The sequence below is a fragment of the Thiemannella venezuelensis genome (assembly GCF_014203605.1).
GTDB classification, from domain to species: Bacteria; Actinomycetota; Actinomycetes; order Streptosporangiales; family Streptosporangiaceae; genus Planomonospora_A; species Planomonospora_A venezuelensis.
Genome location: NZ_JACHJJ010000036.1, coordinates 19,264 through 39,876, shown reverse-complemented (window position 1 = coordinate 39,876; position 20,613 = coordinate 19,264). Strand labels below are relative to the sequence as shown.

Here is a 20,613-nt window from a genome sequence, read left to right as displayed (position 1 = left end):
GCAGGGCGGTCCCGGAAGCATCCGCCGGTGTCTCCGCCCACTCCCGCGAGCAGGCGGCCACACCCTCGGCACGAGCAAGGACGAACCATGCAGACCGTACGCCCGGCCCTCCCCGGTCCGGAGACCCGCGCGTTCCCGGCGGTGATCAGGTGACCGGTCCGGCGTCCCCGGCCGTCGTCCCGGCCGTGGAGCGGCCCGGCGGCGCGCCGGACGCGCGCGCGGCCGCCGAGAGCGGGCTGCTGGCCGCCCGGCTGGCCTGCGCCGAGCAGGCCGCGTCGGACTCCCGGCGACGCCTGCTGGAGATCAGCGAGCAGGCGGCCGAGGAGCGGTACGTGAGCACCGCCCTGCGCGAGGCGGTCATGCCCGGCCCCGGCGCCACGATCGATCTCCCGCACGCCCGCGTCACCGCACGCTACGTCCCGGCGAGCGTCCGGACGGGGCTCGGCGGCGACTGGTACGACGCCGGCCTCCTGCCCGACGGGCGGGCGGTGCTGGCCATCGGAGACGTGGCGGGGCACGGGCTGCCGGCGATCGGCCGGATGGCCCGGCTCCGCCACGCCCTGACCGGCCTGGCCATGACCGGCGCGTCTCCGGGGCGGCTGCTGTCCTGGCTCGACGGCCTGGTCCTGCACCGCATGCCCGAGACGACGGCCACCGCGGTCGTCGGCCACCTCGACCCGGCCACCGGCGCGTTCACCTGGGGGCAGGCCGGGCACCCGGCGCCGATCCTGGTGCGCGACGGCGCCGCCGTCCAGCTCGACCCGCCCGCGGGGGTGCTGCTCGGCAGCGGCTGCGGCCTGCCGTACGAACCGGCCGAGGTGCGGCTGCGCGAGGGGGACCGGCTGCTGCTGTTCACCGACGGGCTGGTCGAGCGGCGCGCCCGCGACATCGACGAGGGCCTCGCGCTGGTCCTGCACGCGGCCGAGGGCCTCCCCCGCGGGGACCTGGGCGCCGGGCTGGACCGGCTGATCGAGACGGCCTGCGGGAGCGCCCCCGAGGACGACGTCTGCCTGCTCGCGGTCGACGTGCTCGGATAGCGCCGGGACGGCGCCGCGTCCGCGGGCCGGGGCGCCCCGGCCGCCGGACGGCCGGCCAGAGGGGGCGCGGGCCGCCGGGCGCCTTCCCGGGGAGCCCCGAATGTCGGCGCGGGTTGGTTGAATGAGGGGCATGCCCGGACTGATGATCCTTGACACGCCCTCCCTCTACTTCCGCGCCTTCTACGGGGTGCCGGAGTCGGTGGCCGCCCCCGACGGCATGCCGGTCAACGCGGTCCGCGGCCTCGTCGACATGATCGCCATGCTGGTCCGGGACCACTCCCCCGGCGCGCTGGCCGCCTGCATGGACGCCGACTGGCGGCCCGCGTTCCGGGTCGCGGCCATCCCGTCCTACAAGGCCCACCGGGTCGCGGCGGACGGCGGGGAGGAGGTCCCCGACACGCTCGCCCCGCAGGTTCCGGTGATCGAGCAGGTCCTCGACGCGGCGGGCATCGCCCGCCTGGAGACGGCCGGATACGAGGCCGACGACGTCATCGGGACGCTCACCGCCCGCGCCTCCGGCCCGGTGGACATCGTCACCGGCGACCGGGACCTGTTCCAGCTGGTGGACGACTCCCGGCCGGTCCGCGTCCTCTACACCATACGGGGGATCAAGAACATCCAGCCCGTCGACGAGGCCGCCGTCGCGGAGCGGTACGGCATCCCCGGCCGCTCCTACGCCGACTTCGCCGTCCTGCGCGGCGACCCCAGCGACGGGCTGCCCGGCGTGCCGGGGGTCGGCGAGAAGACCGCCGCGGCTCTGATCACCAGGTACGGCTCGCTCGGGGCGCTGCTGGAGGCCGTGGAGAAGGGCGCCGCGGGCGCGGCCGAGGGCCTGACCAAGGGCCGGCAGGCCAGGCTCGCCGCCGCGGGCGACTATCTCGCCGTCGCCCCCGGTGTGGTCCGGGTGGTCTGCGACGCGCCGGTCCCGGAGACCGACCTCGCGCTCCCCGCCGGGCCCCGGGACCCGGAGGCGCTGGAGGCTCTCGGCGCCCGGTACGGCCTCGGCGGCCCGCTCAAGCGCCTGGCCGCCGCCCTCTCCTGGGAGGGGTGACCCTCTCCGGGCACGCCGGGCCCGGCCGCCCTCCGGGCCCGGCGTGCCCGCCCGGCTCAGCTCAGGCGGGCGAGCGCCGCACGCGCCTCGGCGGCCACCGCCCGCCGGGCGCCCCCGTCTCCGAGCTCCAGGACGTGCCGGAGCGCCAGGCCGTAGGCGTGGTCGAAGGCCTGCGCGGCGGGGAGGCCGATGTCGGGGACGATCCCGGTGCCCTCCCAGTTGGTGCCGGTGACCGGGTTGATCGCCCGGCCGGAGGGCACGGCCGACTTGAGGTGGGCGTCCACCCGGTAGCGCACGCCGGGGTGGGCCCCGCCCCTGGTCCGCTCGCCGACGACGGTGGCGCGCCCGCGGGTCTGCAGGTTGTAGGTGAACTCCTCGGCCCCCGAGAAGGTGGTGCCGCTGGTGAGCACGTAGACCGGTTTGCTCCCGCCGAAGCGCGGCCCGGGGACGAACGGCAGCGTCCAGGACTGGGCGGTCTCACCGCTCGGGCGGTCGTAGATGTCGTTGAGGTGGGTCGGCTCGTCGAACAGGTAGCTGCACAGCAGTGCGACCATCCTCGGATCGCCGCCGCCGTTGCGGCGCACGTCGACGATCAGCGCGTCGGTGGAGGCCAGCAGGTTCATCGCGGCGACCGCGGCGTGCCCGGCGAGTTCCGCCGCGACCATCGCCCGGGTGTCGAGGTACCCGACGTTGCCGTCGAGCCGCTCGGCACGCGCGAAGCCGTACCCGCCGAGCTCTGCCTCGGCCCGGTAGAGGGCCTCGTCGAAGAACTCGGCCGCCTCCTGCTCGGGGATCGGGTCGACGTTGTGGAGCAGGCGCAGGTGCCTGTCCCCGTTGACCGACTGGAGGTCCTCGGTCACCGCGGCGGCGAATGCCTCGTCGTCCGGCAGGTCCGCGTAGCGGCCCTCGGCCAGGCGGGCGCGGAGCACGTCGGCGATTTCGCGGGCGACATCGGGGAAGACGTAGTACTCCAGCAGCTGGGCGGAGATTATGTCGATATGGAGGGATCTATCAACTTTGAGCATGACCTATGACCTTATGGCGCATCCGAGAGGGATGGCGAGCCGTTTACCCCGGCGCTCAGGGTGTCCGATAGGGGTGGCACGACAGGGAACGGTAGGTTGATCACCGTGCCGTACACGAGCCTCCGGGTGTCCGGAGAGTCCCGTCCCCGACTCGACGACGGTTTCGAGCGGATCCGCCGGGAGCTGAAGCTGCCGGCGGAGTTCCCCCGCGCCGTGACAGACGAGGCCGAGTGGGTCGCCGAGGTGCCCCGGCTGCCCGCGCTCGACCGGACCGACCTGCCGTTCATCACGATCGACCCGCCCGGCTCCATGGACCTCGACCAGGCCCTGCACCTGGAGGAGCGGCCCGGCGGCTACCGCGTGTGGTACGCCATCGCCGACGTCGGCGCGTTCGTCCGGCCGGACGGGGCGGTCGACCGCGAGGCGCGCGTCCGGGGCGAGACCGCCTACCTGCCCGACGGGCGGATCCCGCTGCACCCGCCGGTCCTGTCGGAGGGCGCGGCCAGCCTGCTGCCCGGTGCGACCCGCCCGGCCGCGCTGTGGTGCGTGGACCTGGACGCCGAGGGCCGGACCGTGGGCGCCGACGTGACGCGGGCGCTGGTGCGCAGCCGCGAGCGGCTCGACTACGACTACGTCCAGACGGCCGTGGAGACCGGCACCGCCGACGGCACGCTCCGGCTGCTGGCCGAGATCGGCAGGCTCCGGCTGGCCCTGGAGCGGGCCCGGGGCGGCGTCGCGCTGCCCACCCCCGAGCGCAAGGTGGTCCCGGACGGCGGCGGCTACCGGGTGGTGGTCCGCAAGCCGCTGGAGTCCGAGGCCTGGAACGCGCAGATCTCCCTGCTGACCGGCATGGCCGCCGCCGCCATGATGCTGGACGCCGAGATCGGCCTGCTGCGGGTGCTGCCGCCCGCCCCGGAGTCCGAGGTGGCCCGGATCCGCCGGATGGCCGACGCTCTGGGCGTGCCCTGGGCGGCGGAGGCCTCCTACGGCGAGGTCGTGCACGCCCTCGATCCGGCGGTCCCCGCGCACGCCGCTTTCCTGCAGGAGTCGACGGCGCTGCTGCGCGGAGCCGACTACGTGGCGTTCAACGGCGAGCCCCCCTCCGAGGCGGGCCACGCCGCGGTGGCGGCGCCGTACGCGCACGTGACCGCCCCGCTGCGCCGCCTGGCCGACCGCTACGCCACCGAGGTCTGCCTGGCGGTCGCGGCGGGTGAGCCGGTCCCCGACGAGGTGCAGCGGGTCATGGTCGGCCTGCCGGAGACGATGCGGGCCACCGGGCGGCGGGCGGGCGCGGCGGAGCGGGCGTGCGTGGACCTGGTGGAGGCGTTCGTGCTGCGCGAGCGGGTGGGCCAGACGTTCGACGCGGTGGTGATCGACACCGAGGAGGGCCGGCCGGGGGGCCAGGTGCAGGTCGCCGACCCGCCGGTGGTGGCCCGCTGCGACGGCGAGCGGCTCCCCCTGGGCGAGCGGGTGCGGGTACGGCTGACGCGCGCCGACCCCGTCACCCGGGAGGTGCGCTTCAGCGCCGTCTAGGACCGTCCGGGGCCGTCCAGGACCGGTTCCGGAGGCCGATCGCGCTGCGGGCGCCGCCGCCGGACGCCCTCCGGATCCGCGGAGGCGGTCGCCCTCACAGCAGCGTCCCTCCGGCGGCCTCGAACGCGGCGAGGGCCCGGTCGATCCGGGCGAGGGTGTCCGGGTGCAGGGTGAGGCCGGCGGCCGCCGCGTTCTCCTCGATGTGGGCGGGGGTGCGGCTGCCGGGGATGGCCACGACGTGCTCGTCCTGGTGGAGCAGCCAGACCAGGGCGAGCTGGGCCGGGGTGATCCCCAGGTCGACCGCCAGATCGCGGACCGGGGCGTACCGGTCGTTGTTGACGGCGAGGTTCTCCGCGGAGAAGCGCGGCGCGTTGTGCCGGAAATCGCCCTCCCCGAGGCCTCCCACGGTGCCGGTGAGGAACCCGCTGCCCAGCGGGCTCCAGGCGACGACGCCCACTCCCAGCTCGCGGGCCGCGGCGAGCAGGCCGGCGTCGACCGGCCGCCACATCGACCACTCGTTCTGCACCGCCGCGATCGGGTGCACCGCGTGCGCCCTCCTGAGCTGCTCGGCGGTCACGTTGGACAATCCGAGGTTCCTCACCAGACCGTCGCCGACCAGCTCCGCCATCGCCCCGACGGTCTCCTCGATCGGCACGGCGGGGTCCGGGTAGTGCAGGTAGTAAAGGTCGATCACGTCGATGCCCAGATTCGCCAGGCTCCGCTCCGCGTACCGGCGTACCAGCCGGGATTCGCCGTTCACCCTCAGCTCGCCGAAGGCGAACCCGACGGGGAAGGTCCTGCTGTCCTCTCCCTCCGGTACGGCCAGGCCGAACTTCGTGGCGACGACCACCTCCTGGCGCCGTCCCTTGACGGCCCGGCCGACCAGGCGCTCGTTGTGCCCGCCCGCGCCGTAGGCGTCACTGGTGTCCACATGGGTCGCGCCCGCGTCGAGCGCCGTGTTGATCGCCCTTTCCGCGCGGTCGTCGTCGATCTCGCCGTACATGCCCGGGGAGAGCACCATGGCGCCGAATCCGATCGCCGGCACCTTCAGGTTTCCGAGTTCGCGTGTCCTCATGCCATCGATCATGGGATCCGCCCCTCCTTGCCGTCCAAGACCTTCTGCGATAACCACTGGTTATGGACGTGCATCTGCGTGAGCTCCGCTACTTCGTCGCCGTGGCCGGGGAGCTCAACGTCACCCGCGCCGCCCAGCGGCTGTTCGTCTCGCAGCCCGCGCTGTCCAAGCAGCTCAGGGCGTTGGAGGGGCGGCTCGGCTTCCCGCTGTTCGACCGGGTGCACAGCGGGGTGACGCTCACCAGGCAGGGCCGGGCGCTGCTGCCGTTCGCCCGCGAGCTGCTGGAGCGGTGGGACGAGGGGGTCGGGGCCGCGCGGGCGGCGGCGCCCAGCGGCACGCTGGTCGTCGGCATGCAGACCGCCGTCGGCAGGGGAATCCAGCAGGAGGCCCTGCGGAGGTTCCGGGAGGCGATGCCGGGGTGGGAGGTCTCACTGCGGCTGGTCAACTGGACCGACCCGAGTGGGGGGCTGGCCGACGGCAGCTCCGACGTGGCCTTCGTCTGGCTGCCCGCGGCGCCGGGCCTGGAGACCCGCGTGCTGTCCGTCGAGCGCAGGGTCATCGCCCTGCCGGACTCCCACCCGCTGGCCGCCAGAGCGGAGATCCCCTTCGCCGAGCTGCGGGACGAGCCCTTCATCGCGCTGCCCGCGGCCGCGGGCCCCCTGCGGGACTTCTGGCTGGCCCGGGACGCCAGGGAAGACGACCCGGTCGTCGCGGTGACGGCGAGCACCGCCGACGAGACGTTCGAGGCGATCACCAGCGGCCTCGGGGTCGCGCTGCTCGCGGAGGGCAACGCCTCGCTCTACAAGCGGCCGGGCATGGTGTACCGGCCGGTGGGCGGGCTGGCCCCGGCCGAGCTGGCCGTCGCCTGGCGCAAGGGCGACCGCCGCCCCCACGTCCGGGTCTTCCTCGACGCCCTCCCCCGGCCCTCCCGGGCCCAGGCCTCCCCCGGCGCCCCATGACCGGCGGCCACGGGCAGCGGACGGCCGGGGGCGGCCGGAGCCGCCGCCGCGGGTAAGCAATACGCTGCGATCCGGGCGAACCGCCGCCGAATCGTCACACGGGAGACGCCGATACATGCATGCGCCGCCATCGCCATCCGGGACGGAGCGGGCCGACGGGCCGGCCGTCCGGATCGGCGCCCTCGTCCCGCTCACCCGGCCCGGCTGGGCCGAGGCGGGCCGGCACCTGCTCGCCGGGCTCGAACTGGCCGCCCGCGAGGTCAACGACGCCGGCGGGATCGCCGGAAGACCGCTCGAACTGGTGGTCCGGGACACCGCGGCCGATCCGCAGAAGGCCGCGGCGGCCGTGGACGAACTGGCCCGCCTGGGCGTGGCCGCCGTGGCGGGGGAGTACCACAGCGTCGTCGCCCGCGCCGCCGCTGCCAGGGCCGACGCCCTCGGCCTGCCGTTCCTCTGCTCGTCGGCGGTTCTCGACGCGCTCACCGAGCAACCGACGGAGTGGGTCGCGCGTCTCGCCCCGGCGCAGTCCCACGGCTGGCGGATCTACGCGGACTTCCTCCTCCGCGCGGGCCACAGCCGGATCGCCGTAGCAGCCGACCCGAGTGTCTACTGGGCGTCCGGCACCCGCATCCTGCGCGACCACCTCGCTCCCCGCGGCGGAACCGTCATCGAACTCGACATGCGGGCGCTCACCCCGGCGGCCGTGTGCGGCGAGCTCCTCGGCAGCCGCGCGACGGCCCTCCTCCTCCTGGTCGGCCACCCGGAACCGGCGGTGCCGATCGTCACGGCCGTCCGCCGCGACCGGCGTCTCGCCGACGTCATGATCGGCGCTCCGGCCGGGCAGCCGGAGTTCGCCGAATGGGCGAGGCTGCTGGGCGACGACGGCGCCGCGATCCCGTTCCTGCGCTACCTGCCCGGGCGTCTCGGCCCACTGGGTGCGCGGGTCGAGGCGGCCCTCCGCGAGCGGCTGGGCGAGGCGCCCTCTTTCGTCGCCTTCGAGGGCTACGACACGATCGTCGTCCTCGCCGATGTGCTGCGTTCCCACGGCGCGGACCGGGAGCGCACCGCCGGATCCTGGCCGCTCGTCGCAGTCGAAGGCACCCGCGGGCGGATCCGGTTCTCCCGCATGCCGGGCATCGGCGTCCGGCAGTGGGCCTGGGCGCCGGTCCAGGTCGTCGATCGGGATCCGGCGGAACCCGATCGCTTCCGGATCCTCCACTCCGGCTGAGAGCGCGGGGGTCCGACCCGCCCGCCTCCCGGCGCCGCGCCCCACCGCAGAGATCGCGCAGGCCGTCACCCGGCGGCCCGCCGCGCGTCCACCTCGATCTCGATCTTCATGCGGGGGTCGGAGAGGCCGCACACGAGCATCGTGGCAGCGGGCCGCACCTCGCCGAAGCACCGGCGCAGGACCGGCCAGCAGGGCTCGAAATCGGCCCGGTCGGGCAGCAGGTACCGCACCCGCACCACGTCGGCGAAGGTGCACCCCGCCTCGGCCAGCGCGCTCCCGATGTTGCGCAGGCACTGCTCCGCCTGCTCCACCACGTCGTCGGAGATGGTCATGGCGGCGTAGTCGAACCCCGTCGTCCCGGACACGTGGACCCGGTCGCCGTCGACCACGGCACGGGCGTAGCCGATCTGCTCCTCGAACGTCGAGCCGCTGAGGATCGCGCGTCGCTCTGTCATGCGCCGAACGTTAGGTGAGCAGTGAAGATACGTCCAATACGGTCACATGCATGGTCTGATATCTCTAGGCGTATGGAGCGCCCCGAACTCCCTCTCCCGCAGCTGCACGCCTTCGTCGTGCTCGCCGAGGAACTCCACTTCGGCCGTGCAGCCGCCCGCCTGGGCGTCGCGCAGCCCCCGCTGAGCCAGCAGATCCGCCGGCTGGAGGACCGGGTCGGCCACCCGCTGTTCAGCCGCGGACCGGGACGCGTCGCCCTCACCCCGGCCGGCCGGGAACTGCTGCCCGCCGCCCTCCGCGTCCTGACCGGTCTCGCGGACGGCCTGGCGGCGGCCCGGGCCGTCGGCGGCGGCCGGGCCGGCCGCCTGCGGATCGGGTTCTCCGCCTCCCTCGCCCTGACCGTCCTGCCCGGCCTGCTGCACACCTTCCGGGAGCGGTTCCCCGCCGTGCACCTGGACATCCGCGAGATGACCACCGCGCCGCAGATCGCCGCCCTGCACGACGGGAGCATCGACGTCGGCCTGCTGCGCGAACCCCCGTCCGACGAAGCGGAACTCGTCTTCGCGACGGTTCTCCGCGAGCCCTTCGTGGCCGTTCTGCCGTCCGCGCACCCCTTGGCCGCCCAGCGGGCCGTACCGGTCGCGCACCTGGCCGGCTCGCCCTTCGTCCTGCTGCCCCGCGCCGCCGGCCCGCGGCTGCACGACCAGATCACCGGCCTGTGCGTCGCGTCCGGTTTCACGCCCCGGATCGTCCAGCACGCGGTGGAGTGGCAGACCGTGTGCGCCCTGGTGGGAGCCGGCCTGGGCGTGTCGCTGGCCCCGGCGAGCATCCGGCGCATCCGCCTCAGGGGCGTCGCCTTCCGCGGGATCGAGCCCGGCACCGCCCGCACACGGGTCGCCGTGGCCTGGCGCCGGAACGACCGGACCCCTCTGGTCGCGAACCTGCTGGCGGCCGTCAACCCGCTGGACGGGCCGAGCGCCGGGGACGGTCCCCTCCCCGGGTTCCCCGGCACCGGGCCGCCGGCCCCGGACTGAGGCGGAGCCGTCCCCGGCTCCCGATCAGGGCCGGCCCGGACGGGCGAGGCCGCGCCCGGGGCTCCGGGCGCGGCCTCTTCAGCGGGGGTCGGGTCTTTCTGGCGGATGTGCTCCTTTCGCAGGCGGATCCGACGGGTGGGTCTCGGGGGCCGGTCCGGCGGGGCAGGTCCGGATCGGCCCGACGGGGCTGATCGTGCTGAGGGAAGTGGGCCGACAGGATCGTGACAAGGGGATTTCCGCGACGGCCCACCGGAAAACAGACCCGATGGTTACGTTGTGCTCACTCTGAGTCACCAAATGTCATCCGGCGGGCCAGAGCCGGGGCCCCCGGGAGCCTCCGCCCGGACGGCTCCGGTGACCGCGGCGCGCTCCACGGGCGATCCGCGAAAGAGCGCCGCCGGGACGCCGACGCGCGAGGACCCGTCACGCGGAGTGGCGCGGACGCCTCGGGAGGCCGCGCACGACATGCCGGTCAGCCGACGGAGGAGTACGCCACCACGCCGCGGCGGAGGGCCTCCATCGCCTTGCCCGCGTTCTTCCTGATCCTGCTGTCGCGGGGGGCCGCGTCGGAGACCTGGCCGAGCAGGTCCAGCAGCTGCTTGACCCAGCGCACGAAGTCGCCCGCGGCCAGCTCGGAGCCGTTGATCCCGTCGCCGAGCACGGCGTCCAGGGTGTGGCCCTTGGCCCAGCGGAAGGCCGCCCAGGCGAAACCGAAGTCGGGTTCCCGGATGAACGCCAGCCCGTGGTCGCTCTCGATCGCCTCCAGCTCGCCCCAGAGGCGGACCATCGCGGCCAGGGCCTGCTGGGCGCCGCCCGCCGGGATCCGCGGCTGGCGCGCCTCGTCGGCCTGGCGGGACTCGAAGACGAGCGAGGACACGCACGCGGCCAGCTCGGCCGGGTCCAGATCGTCCCAGAGCCCGGCGCGCAGGCACTCGGCGGTGAGCAGGTCCAGCTCGGTGTAGAGCTGGGCCAGGCGGCGGCCCTCGGCGGTGACGGTCTCGCCGTCGAGGTAGCCGAGCTGGTCGAGCACCCCGCAGACCTTGTCGAAGGTGCGGGCGATGACGTGGGAGCGCCCCTCGACCCTGCGGCGCAGGCCCTCGGTCTCGCGCAGCAGCTTGTAGTAGCGCTCGGCCCAGCGGGCGTGGTCCTCCCGCTCGTCGCAGCCGTGGCAGGGGTGCCGGCGGATCTCCTTGCGCAGGCGCAGGATCTCCTCGTCCTCGGCGGCGTGGTCGCGGGCACGCGGCGGCTTGCCGAAGTCACGGTCGCCGATCTTGGCGTGCATGGAGGAGACCAGGTTGGCCCGTTCCTTCGGGGATCGGGCGTTGAAGTTCTTCGGGATGCGCAGGTGCTCGACCGGCTCCACCGGGACCGGGAAGTCGGCCGGCGAGAGCTTCTTGACCTGCTTGCCGATGGTGAGCACCAGCGGGGACGGGCCCTCTCCGCGGGAGTTGAGGCCGGGATCCAGCACGACCGCCAGACCGGCGCGGCGGCCTCCGGGCACGCGGATGATGTCGCCGGGGCGCAGCGCCTCCAGCGAGCGCAGCGCCTGGAGCCTGCGGGCCGCGCCCCGCTGGCGCGACAGCTCGGCCTCGCGGTCCGACAGGGCCCTGCGCAGCGCGGCGTACTCGGGGAAGTCGCCCAGGTGGCAGGTCATCGCCTCCTGGTAGCCCGCCAGCGCCTCCTCGTGGCGGCGCAGCTGCTTGGCGATGCCGACCACCGCCCGGTCGGCCTGGAACTGCGCGAAGGAGGACTCCAGCAGCGTCCTGGCCCGCTCCCTGCCGACCTGGCCGACGAGGTTGACGGCCATGTTGTAGGAGGGGCGGAAGCTGGAGCGCAGCGGGTAGGTGCGGGTGCTGGCCAGGCCGGCGACGTGCAGCGGGTCCATGCCGGGCTGCCAGTGGACCACCGCGTGGCCCTCGACGTCGATGCCGCGCCGTCCGGCCCGGCCGGTGAGCTGGGTGTACTCGCCGGGGGTGAGGTCGGCGTGGGTCTCGCCGTTCCACTTGTCGAGCTTCTCGATCACCACGGAGCGGGCGGGCATGTTGATGCCCAGCGCGAGGGTCTCGGTGGCGAAGACCGCCTTGACCAGGCCGCGGGTGAACAGCTCCTCGACGACCTCCTTGAAGGTCGGGAGCATGCCCGCGTGGTGGGCGGCCAGGCCGCGCTCCAGGCAGTCGCGCCATTCGAGGTAGCCGAGCACGGCCAGGTCCTCGTCGGGCAGGTGGGCGGTGCGCTCGTCCACGATCTGCCGGATCTCGTGGCGCTCGGCTTCGGTGGTGAGCCGCAGCCCGGCGTAGACGCACTGCAGGACGGCGGCGTCGCAGCCGGCCCGGGAGAAGATGAAGGTGATCGCGGGGAGCAGCCCCTCCGCGTCGAGCCGCTCGATGGCCTCGGCCCGGTTGGGCGGGCCGGGGCGGCGCGGGCGGGAGTAGCCTCGGCGGCCCCTGCCGTAGGCCTGGCGCTCCTCGTCGCGGGCCAGGCGGAGCAGGTTGGGGTTGACCAGCGGCCGCTCGCCGTGCTCGTCGGTGACGAACAGGTCGTAGATGCGGTGGCCGACGAGCATGTGCTGCCAGAGCGGGACCGGGCGGTGCTCGTCGACGATGACCGAGGTGTCGCCGCGGACGGTGCCGATCCACTCGCCGAACTCCTCGGCGTTGCTGACCGTGGCCGACAGGGCGACCAGCCGCACCGACTCGGGCAGGTGGATGATGACCTCTTCCCAGACCGCGCCGCGGAACCGGTCGGCCAGGTAGTGCACCTCGTCCATGACCACGAAGCCGAGCCCCGCCAGGGTGGTGGACCCGGCGTAGAGCATGTTGCGCAGCACCTCGGTCGTCATGATGACGATCGGGGCGTCGCCGTTGACGCTGTTGTCGCCGGTGAGCAGGCCGACCTTGGCGGCGCCGTACCGTTTGACCAGGTCGTTGTACTTCTGGTTGGAGAGCGCCTTGATCGGGGTGGTGTAGAAGCACTTGCGGCCCTGCTCCAGCGCCAGGTGGACCGCGAACTCCCCGACGACGGTCTTGCCCGACCCCGTGGGGGCCGCCACCAGGACCCCGTCGCCCGCCTCCAGCGCGCGGCAGGCGTCGAGCTGGAACTCGTCCAGCTGGAAGTCGTACAGGCCGCGGAACGAGGTCAGCGCCGGACCGCTCTCGGCCTGGCTCTGACGGAAGGCGGCATAGCGTTCCGCGGGCGTCGTCATACCTTCAGCCTACCGATATCGCAATTCCGGTCGGTCCGCCGTGCGCTCCCCTGCGGGGCCTCAGGTCAGCACCCTCAGCGCGCCGGGCACGGCCTCGCAGACCAGGGGGGTGGGGCCGATCCGCTCGCCGTCGGCGTAGGCGACCACGTCGGGGGCCTCCAGCGCCACCCTGCGGGCCCTGGTGACCGTGACGGCGGGGTGGCCGACGTGGGTGCCCTTGTAGACGCTGGGGAAGGCGCGCAGGAACCGGCCCTTGGGCACCGCGCCGAGGATCATCACGTCGAGCAGCCCGTCGTCGGGCAGGGCGTCCGGGCAGACCCGCATCCCGGCGCCGTAGGAGCGGGTGTTGCCGACCGCGACGAGCATCGCCTCGCGCTCCACGACCTCCCCGTCGAGGTCGATCCGGAACGGGATCGGCGTGAAGTGCCGCAGCTCCTCCACCAGCGCGAGGAGGTACTTGGCCATGCCGGGAGGCCAGGACAGCCGGTTGGCCCGCTCGTTGACGCGGGAGTCGAACCCGCAGCACAGCACGCTGGCGAACCACTCGTCCCGGCCGATCCTGGCGGCGTCGACCGTGCGGGACCGGCCGCGCAGCACGACGTCGGCGGCGGCCAGCGGGTCCTTCTTCGGCAGGCCGAGGGCGTCGGCGATGTCGTTGCCGGTCCCGGCGGGGATGATGCCCAGCGGCACGTCGGTGCCGGCGGTCGCCTGGACGGCGAGGTGGACCAGGCCGTCGCCGCCGAAGGCCACCAGCGCGTCGGGGCGCTCGGCGACGGCGGTGCAGGCGCGTTCCAGGGCGTCCTGGGGGGACTCTCCGACGAGCACCGAGACCTCGGCCCCGCCCTGCCGGAGCCGGTTCAGGACCGGGGCCAGCAGGCCGCGCGAGCGGCCGCCCCGGGCGGCTGGATTGACGAGGACGGCGATCTCTCCGGGCACAAATCGGAACTTATCGCCTACCGGGCCGGATCGGTGCCGTTCGTGTTCAAATCGAGAGGAGAGTCATCTTCCGGGAGGTCGGCCGCCTCCGGGACGCCGGAGGCGTCGGGAAGGTCGGAGGCCTCGTCGTCGGAGAGGTGGGAGTAGTCCTCGCCCTTGGAGCGCCGCTTCTCCCGCAGGTGCATGACCCCCTCGGCGAGGGCGAACAGGATCACCATCGGCAGCGCCAGCGCGATCATCGTGAACGGGTCGCCGCCCGGCGTGGCGATCGCGCCGAAGACGAACATGATGAAGATGACCATGCGCCGGTGCTTGGCCACCGTGGCGCGCGGCAGGACGCCGATGACGTTGAGGAAGACCATCAGCAGCGGCAGCTCGAAGGAGATGCCGAACACGATGAGCAGCACCAGCGCGTAGCCGAGGTACTCGTCGAGCGTGATGGTAGGGATCGCGTTGTCCGGCGCGAAGCCGAGCAGGATGGCCAGGCCCGTGTCCATCACGAAGTAGGCCAGGGCCGCGCCGGCCAGGAACAGCGGGACGGCGATCGCGAGGAACGTCAGCGAGTAGCGCTTCTCGTTGCGGTACAGGCCCGGCGTGACGAACGCCCAGATCTGGTAGAGCCAGAGCGGCGACGTCGCGACCAGGCCGAACATCGCGGCGACCTTGAGGTTCACGAAGAACGACTCGAACACGCCGAGGATGAGGAACGTGCACTCCCCGCGCAGCTGCTGCGACTGCTGGAGGCTGCAGTAGGGCGCGGAGATGAAGCTCCAGATCGGGTCGAAGAACACGAACCCGAGGATGATGCCCGCGAGCAGGCCCAGCAGGGCGATGACCAGCCGGTTGCGCAGCTCGCGGAGGTGCTCCATGAGCGGCATGCGGCCGTCGGCCGCGTCCTCGGACGACACGGACCCGTTACGGCCCGGCTTGGGCCATTTCAGCAGTGCCATTCGCGAATCCCGCTCCGAGGAGTGAAGTGATCAGGTGGTGGACCGGAGCCTACTGCGGCTTCTGGGCACCGGCCTGAGCGCGCAGCTTGGCGGCCTGCTCCTCCAGGACGCGGGCCTGCTCCTCCGCGGACGGCTCCGCCGCCGGCGCCGGGGTCGCGATCTGCTGCGGGGCAGGGGCCGCGGGCTGCGCCTGCACGACCGTGGCGGTCGCGGTGGTCGCCTCGTCGTCCTCGCGGAGCTTGGAGGTCTCCGCCTTGAAGATGCGCAGCGAACGGCCGAGCCCGCGAGCGGCCTCCGGCAGCTTCTTGGCACCGAACAGCAGCACCAGGATCAACCCGATGATGATCAGCTCAGTGGGTCCCAGGTTGGGCATGACACATCCTTAAGCCGAGCGACGTGCAATCTCTGTGCCGATCGTACGCTGCCCGGAGCGCACTCTCATCCCTTCCGCGCCTGAATTGTCCCTTATCACTGGACGATCCCCTCTCCTAGAGCAGGGAAACCGGCGGTAACGATTCGGCCCGGCCCCGGGAAAGCGCCCCGGGGACCGGCGCCGGCCCGCAGGACCGGCCCGCGGCGGCTCAGGAGACCGACTCGTAGCGGCTCAGCGCCGCCGCCGCGGCCTCCCGCACCGTCCCGGCCAGCGAGGCGGGGGAGACGACCCTGCCGGTGTCGCCCAGGCGCAGCGCCAGCCGGAGCAGCCAGCCCTGGTCCCGGGCGCGCAGCGCCACCCGCAGCCGGCCCTCGCCGAGCTCCTCGACGCGCTCGCACGGGTAGTACTCCGCCACCCAGCGGCCCGCCGGGGTCAGCTCCAGCTCGACCAGCTCGTCGGTGGGCGAGGGCCGGAACACCCCGGGCGTCACCTCGTCGGGCACCGCGTCCTCCGGCGGGGCCGCTGCCACGTCGAGCATCTCCACCGAGAGCATCCGGTCCAGCCGGAACAGGCGCACCGCCTCAGCCCGGTAGCACCAGCCCGACAGGTAGGAGCGCCCGTCCACCACGACCAGCCGCATCGGGTCGACCTCGCGCGGGGTGACCTCGTCGCGGCCCGGCACGTAGTAGCGGATCGAGAGCCGCCTGCCGCGCCGCAGCGCCTCGTTGACCGCGGGCAGCGCGTCGGGGGTGGCGTCCACCTCGACCGCGACCTGACTGCTGACCGTCGCGGCGCCCTCCCCCGCGGCCTGCTCGAACTTGGCGATGACCCGGGAGAGCGCGTCGCGCTCGCCGAACTCCGGCATCTCGGCGAGCATCCGCAACGCCACCAGCAGCGCGCTGGCCTCGTCCACACCCAGCCGGAGCGGACGGGCGATCGTGTCGGCGTTGTCGATGACGATCTCGCCGCCGTCCCAGGAGACGTCGATGAGGTCGCCGGGGGTGTGTCCGGGCAGCCCGCACATCCACACCAGTTGCAGGTCGTCGATGAGCTGCTTCTCACTCAGCCCGAAGATCTTCGCGACCTCGGGCACCTGCGCCCCCGGATGGGACATCAGGTAGGGCACCAGGGCCAGCAGCCTCGGCAACCGATCCGCCGTGCTCATTGGTCGCTCACCGCTCCTCGTCCGCCACGCGGACCGCTCGTCCCTCGCGGCCCGCTCCGCTCACCGCGCCGGGCCGGCTCCTGCTCACCGCTCCGTCGCCCGCCATGCCGTACCGGATCATGCCAGGACTCCCTTCAGGCGGCGGATCACCGCGTCGCGGGCGTCCGGCGGCCCGACCACCTCGGCGTCGGCGGCGAACCCGGCGACCCACCCGGCGAGCCGCTCGGGGTCGGCGAACGTCAGCTCCACCTCGTCCCAGCCCCCACCCGCCGGCCGTACGGCCTTCGCCACCTGGCGCAGCCCCTGGCAGGTGCCCTCGCGGACCCGGATGACCGCGGTGCACTCCACCAGCGGGCCCTCCTCCCGGTAGCCGACCATCCCCTTGACGTCGACGTCCTCGGGCACCGTCACGGTCCCCGGGCGGCCCGCCGGGACGACCGGCCCGCTGATCCGGCTGAGCCGGAAGACCCGGGGCGCGTCGCGGTCCCGGTCGTGGCCCACCACGTACCACCGGCCGCGGCGGCTGACCACGCCCCACGGCTCGACCGTGCGGGTCAGCACGTTCTCCCCCGCCGCGACGCGGTAGGGGAAGCGGACCGGGCGGCGGTCGCGCACCGCCTCCCACAGCGCGGGGAAGGACGGGTCCTGGGTGTCGACCCGCAGCTCCAGCGCGCCGCCGAGCATGCCGCCGGTCTCGTCGGTCTCCACTCCCCCGGCGCGCAGCTTCAGCAGCGCCCCGCTGGCCGCCTCGGCCAGGCTGGCCCGCTGCCAGACCCGGGCGGCCAGGCCCACCACGGCGGCCTCGTCGGGCTCCAGGGTGATCTCCGGCAGCTCGTAGGCCTGGCGGACGATCCGGTAGCCCGGGTCCTCCTCCCACGGGTCCTTCTGGACCTCGATCGGGATGCCGATCTCGCGCAGCTCGTTCTTGTCGCGCTCGAACATCCGCTGGAAGGCCTCGTCGTTGGCCGAGTCGTAGCCGGGCACGGCCTGGCGGATGTGCTCGGCGCTCAGCGGCCGCCTCGTGGCGAGCAGGCAGATCACAAGATTCAGCAACCGCTCGGTCTTCCGGCGCGACATCCGGCCTCCCTCCCTGTTCAAATGACGCTACTCTGCCCCCCGTGATCAGATGGCGCAGGGGCGAGGTCGTGCGGGTCCGGCGCGAGTGGCCCGGGGCGGTGGAACTCGACGTCGCCACCGAGGAGGGCGGCGCGCGTGCGCTCGCCTATCCCGCCCTGGTGGGACGCCCCGAGCCCGGCGACACGGTCCTGCTGAACACGACCGCGCTCGCGATGGGCCTCGGTACGGGAGGGTACGCCATGGTGGTGGCGATTCCCGACCGATTGCCGGAAGATCCAGACGGACCCGGACATCTGGTGAAGGCACGCTACACCCCTCTGCAGGCCACCGTGCTCGGCGCGGACGAGCAGGACTCCCCGCACCACGGGCTCCTGCGGGAGGCCGACTCCCTCGGCGGCATGCCGGTCGTGGTCGCCGACCTGCACTCGGCGCTCCCCGCGGTCCTGTGCGGCCTGTACGGCACCCGCCCGCACGCCCGCGTCGCCTACGTGATGCTCGACGGCGGCGCGCTGCCCGCCTGGTTCTCCATGTCGTGCGCCCGGCTCAAGGAGGCGGGCTGGCTGGGCGGGACGGTGACGGTCGGCCAGGCCTTCGGCGGCGACGTGGAGGCGGTCACCGTGCACACCGGGCTGCTGGCGGCCCGGTACGTCCTGGAGGCCGACGTCGCGATCGTCACCCAGGGGCCGGGCAACCTGGGCAGCGGCACCCGCTGGGGGTTCTCCGGCGTCTCGGCCGGGGAGGCGGTCAACGCCGCCGCGGTGCTCTCCGGCCGCCCGGTCGCGGCGCTGCGGGTCAGCGAGGGCGACCGGCGCGAGCGGCACCTGGGCCTCTCCCACCACTCGCTGACCGCCTACGGCCGGGTCGCCCTGGCCCCGGCGCTGGTGGCGGTGCCGGAGCTGCCGGGCGACTTCGGCGCCCGGGTGGCCGAGCAGGCCCGGCCGCTGGGCGGGCGGCACGAACTGGTCCCGGTCTCCGTCGACGGGCTGCACGAGGCGCTGAAGGGCTCGCCGGTGCGGCTGTCCACCATGGGCCGGGGCCTGGAGGAGGACCTGGCCTACTTCCTGACCTCGGCCGCGGCGGGCAGGCTGGCGGCCTCCCTGCTGGACCCGGACCGGCCTTCGGAAGACCCGGCGGACCCCGTCTCACCTCCGCCTCCGGCGGACCCTGCCTCACCCCCGCCTCCCGGCTCGTAGAACTCCTTGAAGGTGAAGGCCTCCGGCGTGGGGCCTTCACGCCGGAGCAGCTCCAGCCGCTCCATGCCCTCCTCCAGGGAGGGGACGTGCCCTTCGGGGATCCACCACATCACCGAGTACGGCTCCGCCATGTGCAGGAACCACTCCCTGCGCCGCTGCAGCACCGGCAGGTGCACGCTGCGGTAGACGAAGTTCCACAGGGCCTCGCGCGACACCCAGACCGAGAAGTTGATCACCAGGTCGTCGCCGTAGCCGTGCTCGACCGTCTCCCGGGGGTCCTCGCTCGCCTTGAGCCGCCAGACGAAGCCGGGCGCGGCGTCGGAGACCTCGTTCACCGGTCCGAGGAGGTCCACGAACTCGGCGATCTCGGGGGAGTCCAGGGGCGCCCGCAGGCGCGCGACGTTCAGCTGTGCCAGATGCATGCGCTCAGCAGACCATCCCGGGACCTTCTATGTCAATTTTCATTATTTATAGAGAGGCTCACACAGCACTCCCCCGGCCTCGGATCCAGCCGGGCCCGCGCCGGATCGTCCCCGATCCCCTCCAGCAGGCCCTGGCAGAGCGCCAGGTTCATCGAGCAGACCAGCAGCGGGTGCTCCTGGGACAGCACGTGGAACGGGCAGTTGCGCAGGCGCAGGCGGCCGTCCTCCTCGTAGGGCTCGTAACCGCGCCGCCGCAGCGCCTGGGCGAGGTCCTCCCCGCGGTCCGCGAGCCTGCCGCCCGCCCGCCGCGCGGCCTCCTCCGCCCGCTCGTCCCCGCCGAGCACGTCCACCACCTCGGCCAGCACCAGGGCGAGCGTGCGGTAGTCCCGGGCCGGGACGCTCACCTGCCACTCGCCGGCCGCCCGCCGGTAGACCTTCGCCGGCCGCCCGCTGCCCGGCCCCGTCTTCTCGCCCAGTCGCTTGAAGCCCGCCTCCAGCAGCCCGGCCTCGACCAGTTTGTCCAGGTGGAACGCGGCGAGGGTGCGCTGCACCCCCACCGCCTCGGCGGCCTCGTTCCGCCCGACCTCCCGCCCCCGGGAGACCACGTACTCGTAGACCGCCCGCCGTACGGGGTCGTGCAGGGCCGCCACGGCGCCGAGATCGTCGCTGCTCACAGCCCGGAGTCTAGGCCCGCCCGGCGGGCACGCCGGACTCCCCCTGCGGCTCAGTAGGCCGCGAGGACGTCGACGACGAAGACCAGGGTGTCGGCGGGCTTGATCAGGGGAGGCAGGCCCTTGTCGTAGCCGAGGCCCGGCGGGACCACCATGGCGACGCGGCTGCCCACCGGGACGCCGGTCAGCGCCCGGTCCCAGCCCTTGATGACGCTGCCGTTGCCGATCGTGAAGGCTCTGGGCTGCCCGGCCGCCCAGGTGGACTCCGCGGAGCTCTCCGATCCCCAGACCCTGGCCTCGTACTGGGCGACGATGAGCTGCCCGGGCTGGACCTTCGCCCCCCTGCCCTGGACCAGGACCTCGGTGCGGAGCCCGGCCGGGGGCTCGTCGTCCGGCAGGGTGAGGGCCGGGCGCTCGCCGGGGCCGCCGGTGATCTTGACTCCGGCCAGCTCGCCGGGGCCGCCGGTGCCGGTGGCCGCGGCGCCGGGCGAGAAGGCGCCGAGCACGTCGATCACGTAGAACAGCGCGTCGCCGGCGCCCATCCCCCCGGGCGGGTTGGGGCCGTACCCCTCCCCCGGCGGGATGGCGGCGACGACGCGGCTGCCCACCCGGTGACCGCGGAGCGCCTTGCTCACCCCGGTGATCGACTGGTTCAGCGGGAAGGAGGCCGGAGCCCCCTGGTTGAAGCTGGAGGCCAGCAGCCGGTTGTCCTCGCCGTCCCACACGTGCGCGGTGTAGTGGGCGATGACCAGGTCGTTCGCCTTGATCACGTTGCCGGTTCCGGTCATCTGCTCGCCGACCTGCAGATCTGCCGGGGGCTCGCCGCCGGGGAAGGTGATCGTCGGCTTGGCCCCGAAGGAGCTCTCCGCCCGCACGCTCTGGGCCGCCCCGCCGTCCCCGGCGGTGCATCCGGCGGCCGCCGCGAGCAGGAGAACCGCCGCGGGGGCGGCGAGGGGCCGGGCGGAGGACGCGCTGGAGCGCCCGGCGGCCGGTCCGACAGACGTCCCCGCGGGCGTCCCGGCGGAAGGCCCGGTGAAGAGCGCGGTGAGCAGGGCCCGAATACGCATCCGACTCCCCTGGTTCGACGGGTGCGATCACCATAACGCCCTATTGGGAGGAATGTCAGTAGCGCGGAGAGGCCCGGTCCCGCCGGGAGGCGGGACCGGGCCTCTCACGAACCGCCCTGGGGACCGGGCCGCCCGGACCGGCGCCGCCGGATTCCGGGCCGG

The 20,613-nt window shown here is 73.9% G+C and carries 18 protein-coding genes and 1 pseudogene; 7 read left to right on the top strand and 12 right to left on the bottom strand.

Annotation, left to right across the window (positions count from 1 at the left end):
- The first annotated feature begins 149 nt into the window (after positions 1-149).
- Together FHS22_RS38685 and FHS22_RS34365 are read left to right on the top strand one after the other, a co-directional pair.
- Positions 150-1,037 (top strand): PP2C family protein-serine/threonine phosphatase, encoded by an 888-nt coding sequence (locus FHS22_RS38685; RefSeq protein ID WP_184948373.1) that lies wholly within the window; start codon positions 150-152, stop codon positions 1,035-1,037.
- Between the two features lie 130 nt (positions 1,038-1,167).
- Complete coding sequence (locus FHS22_RS34365) at positions 1,168-2,088, top strand: 5'-3' exonuclease (protein WP_184948372.1); 921 nt, start codon at positions 1,168-1,170, stop codon at positions 2,086-2,088.
- 56 nt (positions 2,089-2,144) lie between these two features.
- On the opposite strand, the gene FHS22_RS34360 is transcribed toward FHS22_RS34365, so the two are convergent.
- Entirely contained in the window at positions 2,145-3,113 is a 969-nt protein-coding gene (locus tag FHS22_RS34360) for a S41 family peptidase (protein WP_184948371.1), read from the bottom strand.
- 105 nt (positions 3,114-3,218) lie between these two features.
- On the opposite strand from FHS22_RS34360, the gene FHS22_RS34355 reads away from it, so the two are divergent.
- The gene (locus tag FHS22_RS34355; protein ID WP_338048081.1) at positions 3,219-4,646 is read left to right on the top strand and encodes an RNB domain-containing ribonuclease; all 1,428 of its coding nucleotides are present in this window, start codon (positions 3,219-3,221) and stop codon (positions 4,644-4,646) included.
- 94 nt (positions 4,647-4,740) lie between these two features.
- On the opposite strand, the gene FHS22_RS34350 is transcribed toward FHS22_RS34355, so the two are convergent.
- Positions 4,741-5,721: an aldo/keto reductase gene (locus FHS22_RS34350; RefSeq protein ID WP_221474483.1), complete on the bottom strand. Its 981-nt coding sequence runs from the start codon at positions 5,719-5,721 to the stop codon at positions 4,741-4,743.
- 62 nt (positions 5,722-5,783) lie between these two features.
- On the opposite strand from FHS22_RS34350, the gene FHS22_RS34345 reads away from it, so the two are divergent.
- Together FHS22_RS34345 and FHS22_RS34340 are read left to right on the top strand one after the other, a co-directional pair.
- Positions 5,784-6,680 (top strand): LysR family transcriptional regulator, encoded by an 897-nt coding sequence (locus FHS22_RS34345; protein WP_184948369.1) that lies wholly within the window; start codon positions 5,784-5,786, stop codon positions 6,678-6,680.
- Between the two features lie 115 nt (positions 6,681-6,795).
- Positions 6,796-7,908: an ABC transporter substrate-binding protein gene (locus FHS22_RS34340; protein WP_184948368.1), complete on the top strand. Its 1,113-nt coding sequence runs from the start codon at positions 6,796-6,798 to the stop codon at positions 7,906-7,908.
- Positions 7,909-7,973: 65 nt separating this feature from the next.
- On the opposite strand, the gene FHS22_RS34335 is transcribed toward FHS22_RS34340, so the two are convergent.
- The gene (locus tag FHS22_RS34335) at positions 7,974-8,363 is read right to left on the bottom strand and encodes a RidA family protein (protein ID WP_184948367.1); all 390 of its coding nucleotides are present in this window, start codon (positions 8,361-8,363) and stop codon (positions 7,974-7,976) included.
- 72 nt (positions 8,364-8,435) lie between these two features.
- On the opposite strand from FHS22_RS34335, the gene FHS22_RS34330 reads away from it, so the two are divergent.
- Positions 8,436-9,395, top strand: a complete 960-nt coding sequence (locus tag FHS22_RS34330; RefSeq protein ID WP_184948366.1) for a LysR family transcriptional regulator — start codon at positions 8,436-8,438, stop codon at positions 9,393-9,395.
- A gap of 472 nt (positions 9,396-9,867) precedes the next feature.
- Here FHS22_RS34330 and FHS22_RS34325 read toward each other — a convergent pair whose 3' ends face one another.
- The 6 genes from FHS22_RS34325 to FHS22_RS34300 all read right to left on the bottom strand — a co-directional run bounded on the left by FHS22_RS34325 (position 9,868) and on the right by FHS22_RS34300 (position 17,098).
- Positions 9,868-12,597, bottom strand: a complete 2,730-nt coding sequence (locus FHS22_RS34325) for a DEAD/DEAH box helicase (protein ID WP_184948365.1) — start codon at positions 12,595-12,597, stop codon at positions 9,868-9,870.
- A 60-nt stretch (positions 12,598-12,657) separates the two neighbouring features.
- Entirely contained in the window at positions 12,658-13,533 is an 876-nt protein-coding gene (locus tag FHS22_RS34320) for a diacylglycerol kinase (RefSeq protein WP_184948364.1), read from the bottom strand.
- Positions 13,534-13,550: 17 nt separating this feature from the next.
- Positions 13,551-14,483 (bottom strand): twin-arginine translocase subunit TatC, encoded by a 933-nt coding sequence (gene tatC, locus FHS22_RS34315; RefSeq protein WP_184948363.1) that lies wholly within the window; start codon positions 14,481-14,483, stop codon positions 13,551-13,553.
- A gap of 49 nt (positions 14,484-14,532) precedes the next feature.
- Positions 14,533-14,856 (bottom strand): Sec-independent protein translocase subunit TatA, encoded by a 324-nt coding sequence (gene tatA / locus FHS22_RS34310; protein WP_184948362.1) that lies wholly within the window; start codon positions 14,854-14,856, stop codon positions 14,533-14,535.
- Positions 14,857-15,064: 208 nt separating this feature from the next.
- Complete coding sequence (locus tag FHS22_RS34305; protein ID WP_184948361.1) at positions 15,065-16,021, bottom strand: helix-turn-helix transcriptional regulator; 957 nt, start codon at positions 16,019-16,021, stop codon at positions 15,065-15,067.
- A 117-nt stretch (positions 16,022-16,138) separates the two neighbouring features.
- Complete coding sequence (locus tag FHS22_RS34300) at positions 16,139-17,098, bottom strand: helix-turn-helix transcriptional regulator (RefSeq protein WP_184948360.1); 960 nt, start codon at positions 17,096-17,098, stop codon at positions 16,139-16,141.
- A gap of 41 nt (positions 17,099-17,139) precedes the next feature.
- On the opposite strand from FHS22_RS34300, the gene FHS22_RS34295 reads away from it, so the two are divergent.
- Positions 17,140-18,291: a DUF3866 family protein gene (locus tag FHS22_RS34295; RefSeq protein ID WP_184948359.1), complete on the top strand. Its 1,152-nt coding sequence runs from the start codon at positions 17,140-17,142 to the stop codon at positions 18,289-18,291.
- A 62-nt stretch (positions 18,292-18,353) separates the two neighbouring features.
- Here the strand turns inward: FHS22_RS34295 and FHS22_RS38680 are convergent.
- From FHS22_RS38680 to FHS22_RS34285, 3 genes and pseudogenes are all read right to left on the bottom strand, one after another.
- Positions 18,354-18,713: pseudogene (locus FHS22_RS38680) on the bottom strand (DUF3291 domain-containing protein); the annotation flags it as partial.
- Between the two features lie 32 nt (positions 18,714-18,745).
- Positions 18,746-19,387, bottom strand: coding sequence for a helix-turn-helix transcriptional regulator (locus FHS22_RS34290; protein WP_184948358.1), 642 nt, complete (start codon positions 19,385-19,387; stop codon positions 18,746-18,748).
- A 50-nt stretch (positions 19,388-19,437) separates the two neighbouring features.
- The gene (locus FHS22_RS34285) at positions 19,438-20,451 is read right to left on the bottom strand and encodes an FKBP-type peptidyl-prolyl cis-trans isomerase (RefSeq protein WP_184948357.1); all 1,014 of its coding nucleotides are present in this window, start codon (positions 20,449-20,451) and stop codon (positions 19,438-19,440) included.
- Positions 20,452-20,613: the final 162 nt, after the last annotated feature.

Bases quoted from the DNA above. Each gene is read 5' to 3' on its own strand.
- FHS22_RS34365 (WP_184948372.1), top strand. From the start codon at position 1,168: ATGCCCGGACTGATGATCCTTGACACGCCCTCCCTCTACTTCCGCGCC.
- FHS22_RS34360 (WP_184948371.1), bottom strand. From the start codon at position 3,113: ATGCTCAAAGTTGATAGATCCCTCCATATCGACATAATCTCCGCCCAG.
- FHS22_RS34350 (WP_221474483.1), bottom strand. From the start codon at position 5,721: ATGAGGACACGCGAACTCGGAAACCTGAAGGTGCCGGCGATCGGATTC.
- FHS22_RS34345 (WP_184948369.1), top strand. From the start codon at position 5,784: ATGGACGTGCATCTGCGTGAGCTCCGCTACTTCGTCGCCGTGGCCGGG.
- FHS22_RS34340 (WP_184948368.1), top strand. From the start codon at position 6,796: ATGCATGCGCCGCCATCGCCATCCGGGACGGAGCGGGCCGACGGGCCG.
- FHS22_RS34335 (WP_184948367.1), bottom strand. From the start codon at position 8,363: ATGACAGAGCGACGCGCGATCCTCAGCGGCTCGACGTTCGAGGAGCAG.
- FHS22_RS34330 (WP_184948366.1), top strand. From the start codon at position 8,436: ATGGAGCGCCCCGAACTCCCTCTCCCGCAGCTGCACGCCTTCGTCGTG.
- FHS22_RS34325 (WP_184948365.1), bottom strand. From the start codon at position 12,597: ATGACGACGCCCGCGGAACGCTATGCCGCCTTCCGTCAGAGCCAGGCC.
- tatC (WP_184948363.1), bottom strand. From the start codon at position 14,483: ATGGCACTGCTGAAATGGCCCAAGCCGGGCCGTAACGGGTCCGTGTCG.
- tatA (WP_184948362.1), bottom strand. From the start codon at position 14,856: ATGCCCAACCTGGGACCCACTGAGCTGATCATCATCGGGTTGATCCTG.
- FHS22_RS34305 (WP_184948361.1), bottom strand. From the start codon at position 16,021: ATGAGCACGGCGGATCGGTTGCCGAGGCTGCTGGCCCTGGTGCCCTAC.
- FHS22_RS34300 (WP_184948360.1), bottom strand. From the start codon at position 17,098: ATGTCGCGCCGGAAGACCGAGCGGTTGCTGAATCTTGTGATCTGCCTG.
- FHS22_RS34285 (WP_184948357.1), bottom strand. From the start codon at position 20,451: ATGCGTATTCGGGCCCTGCTCACCGCGCTCTTCACCGGGCCTTCCGCC.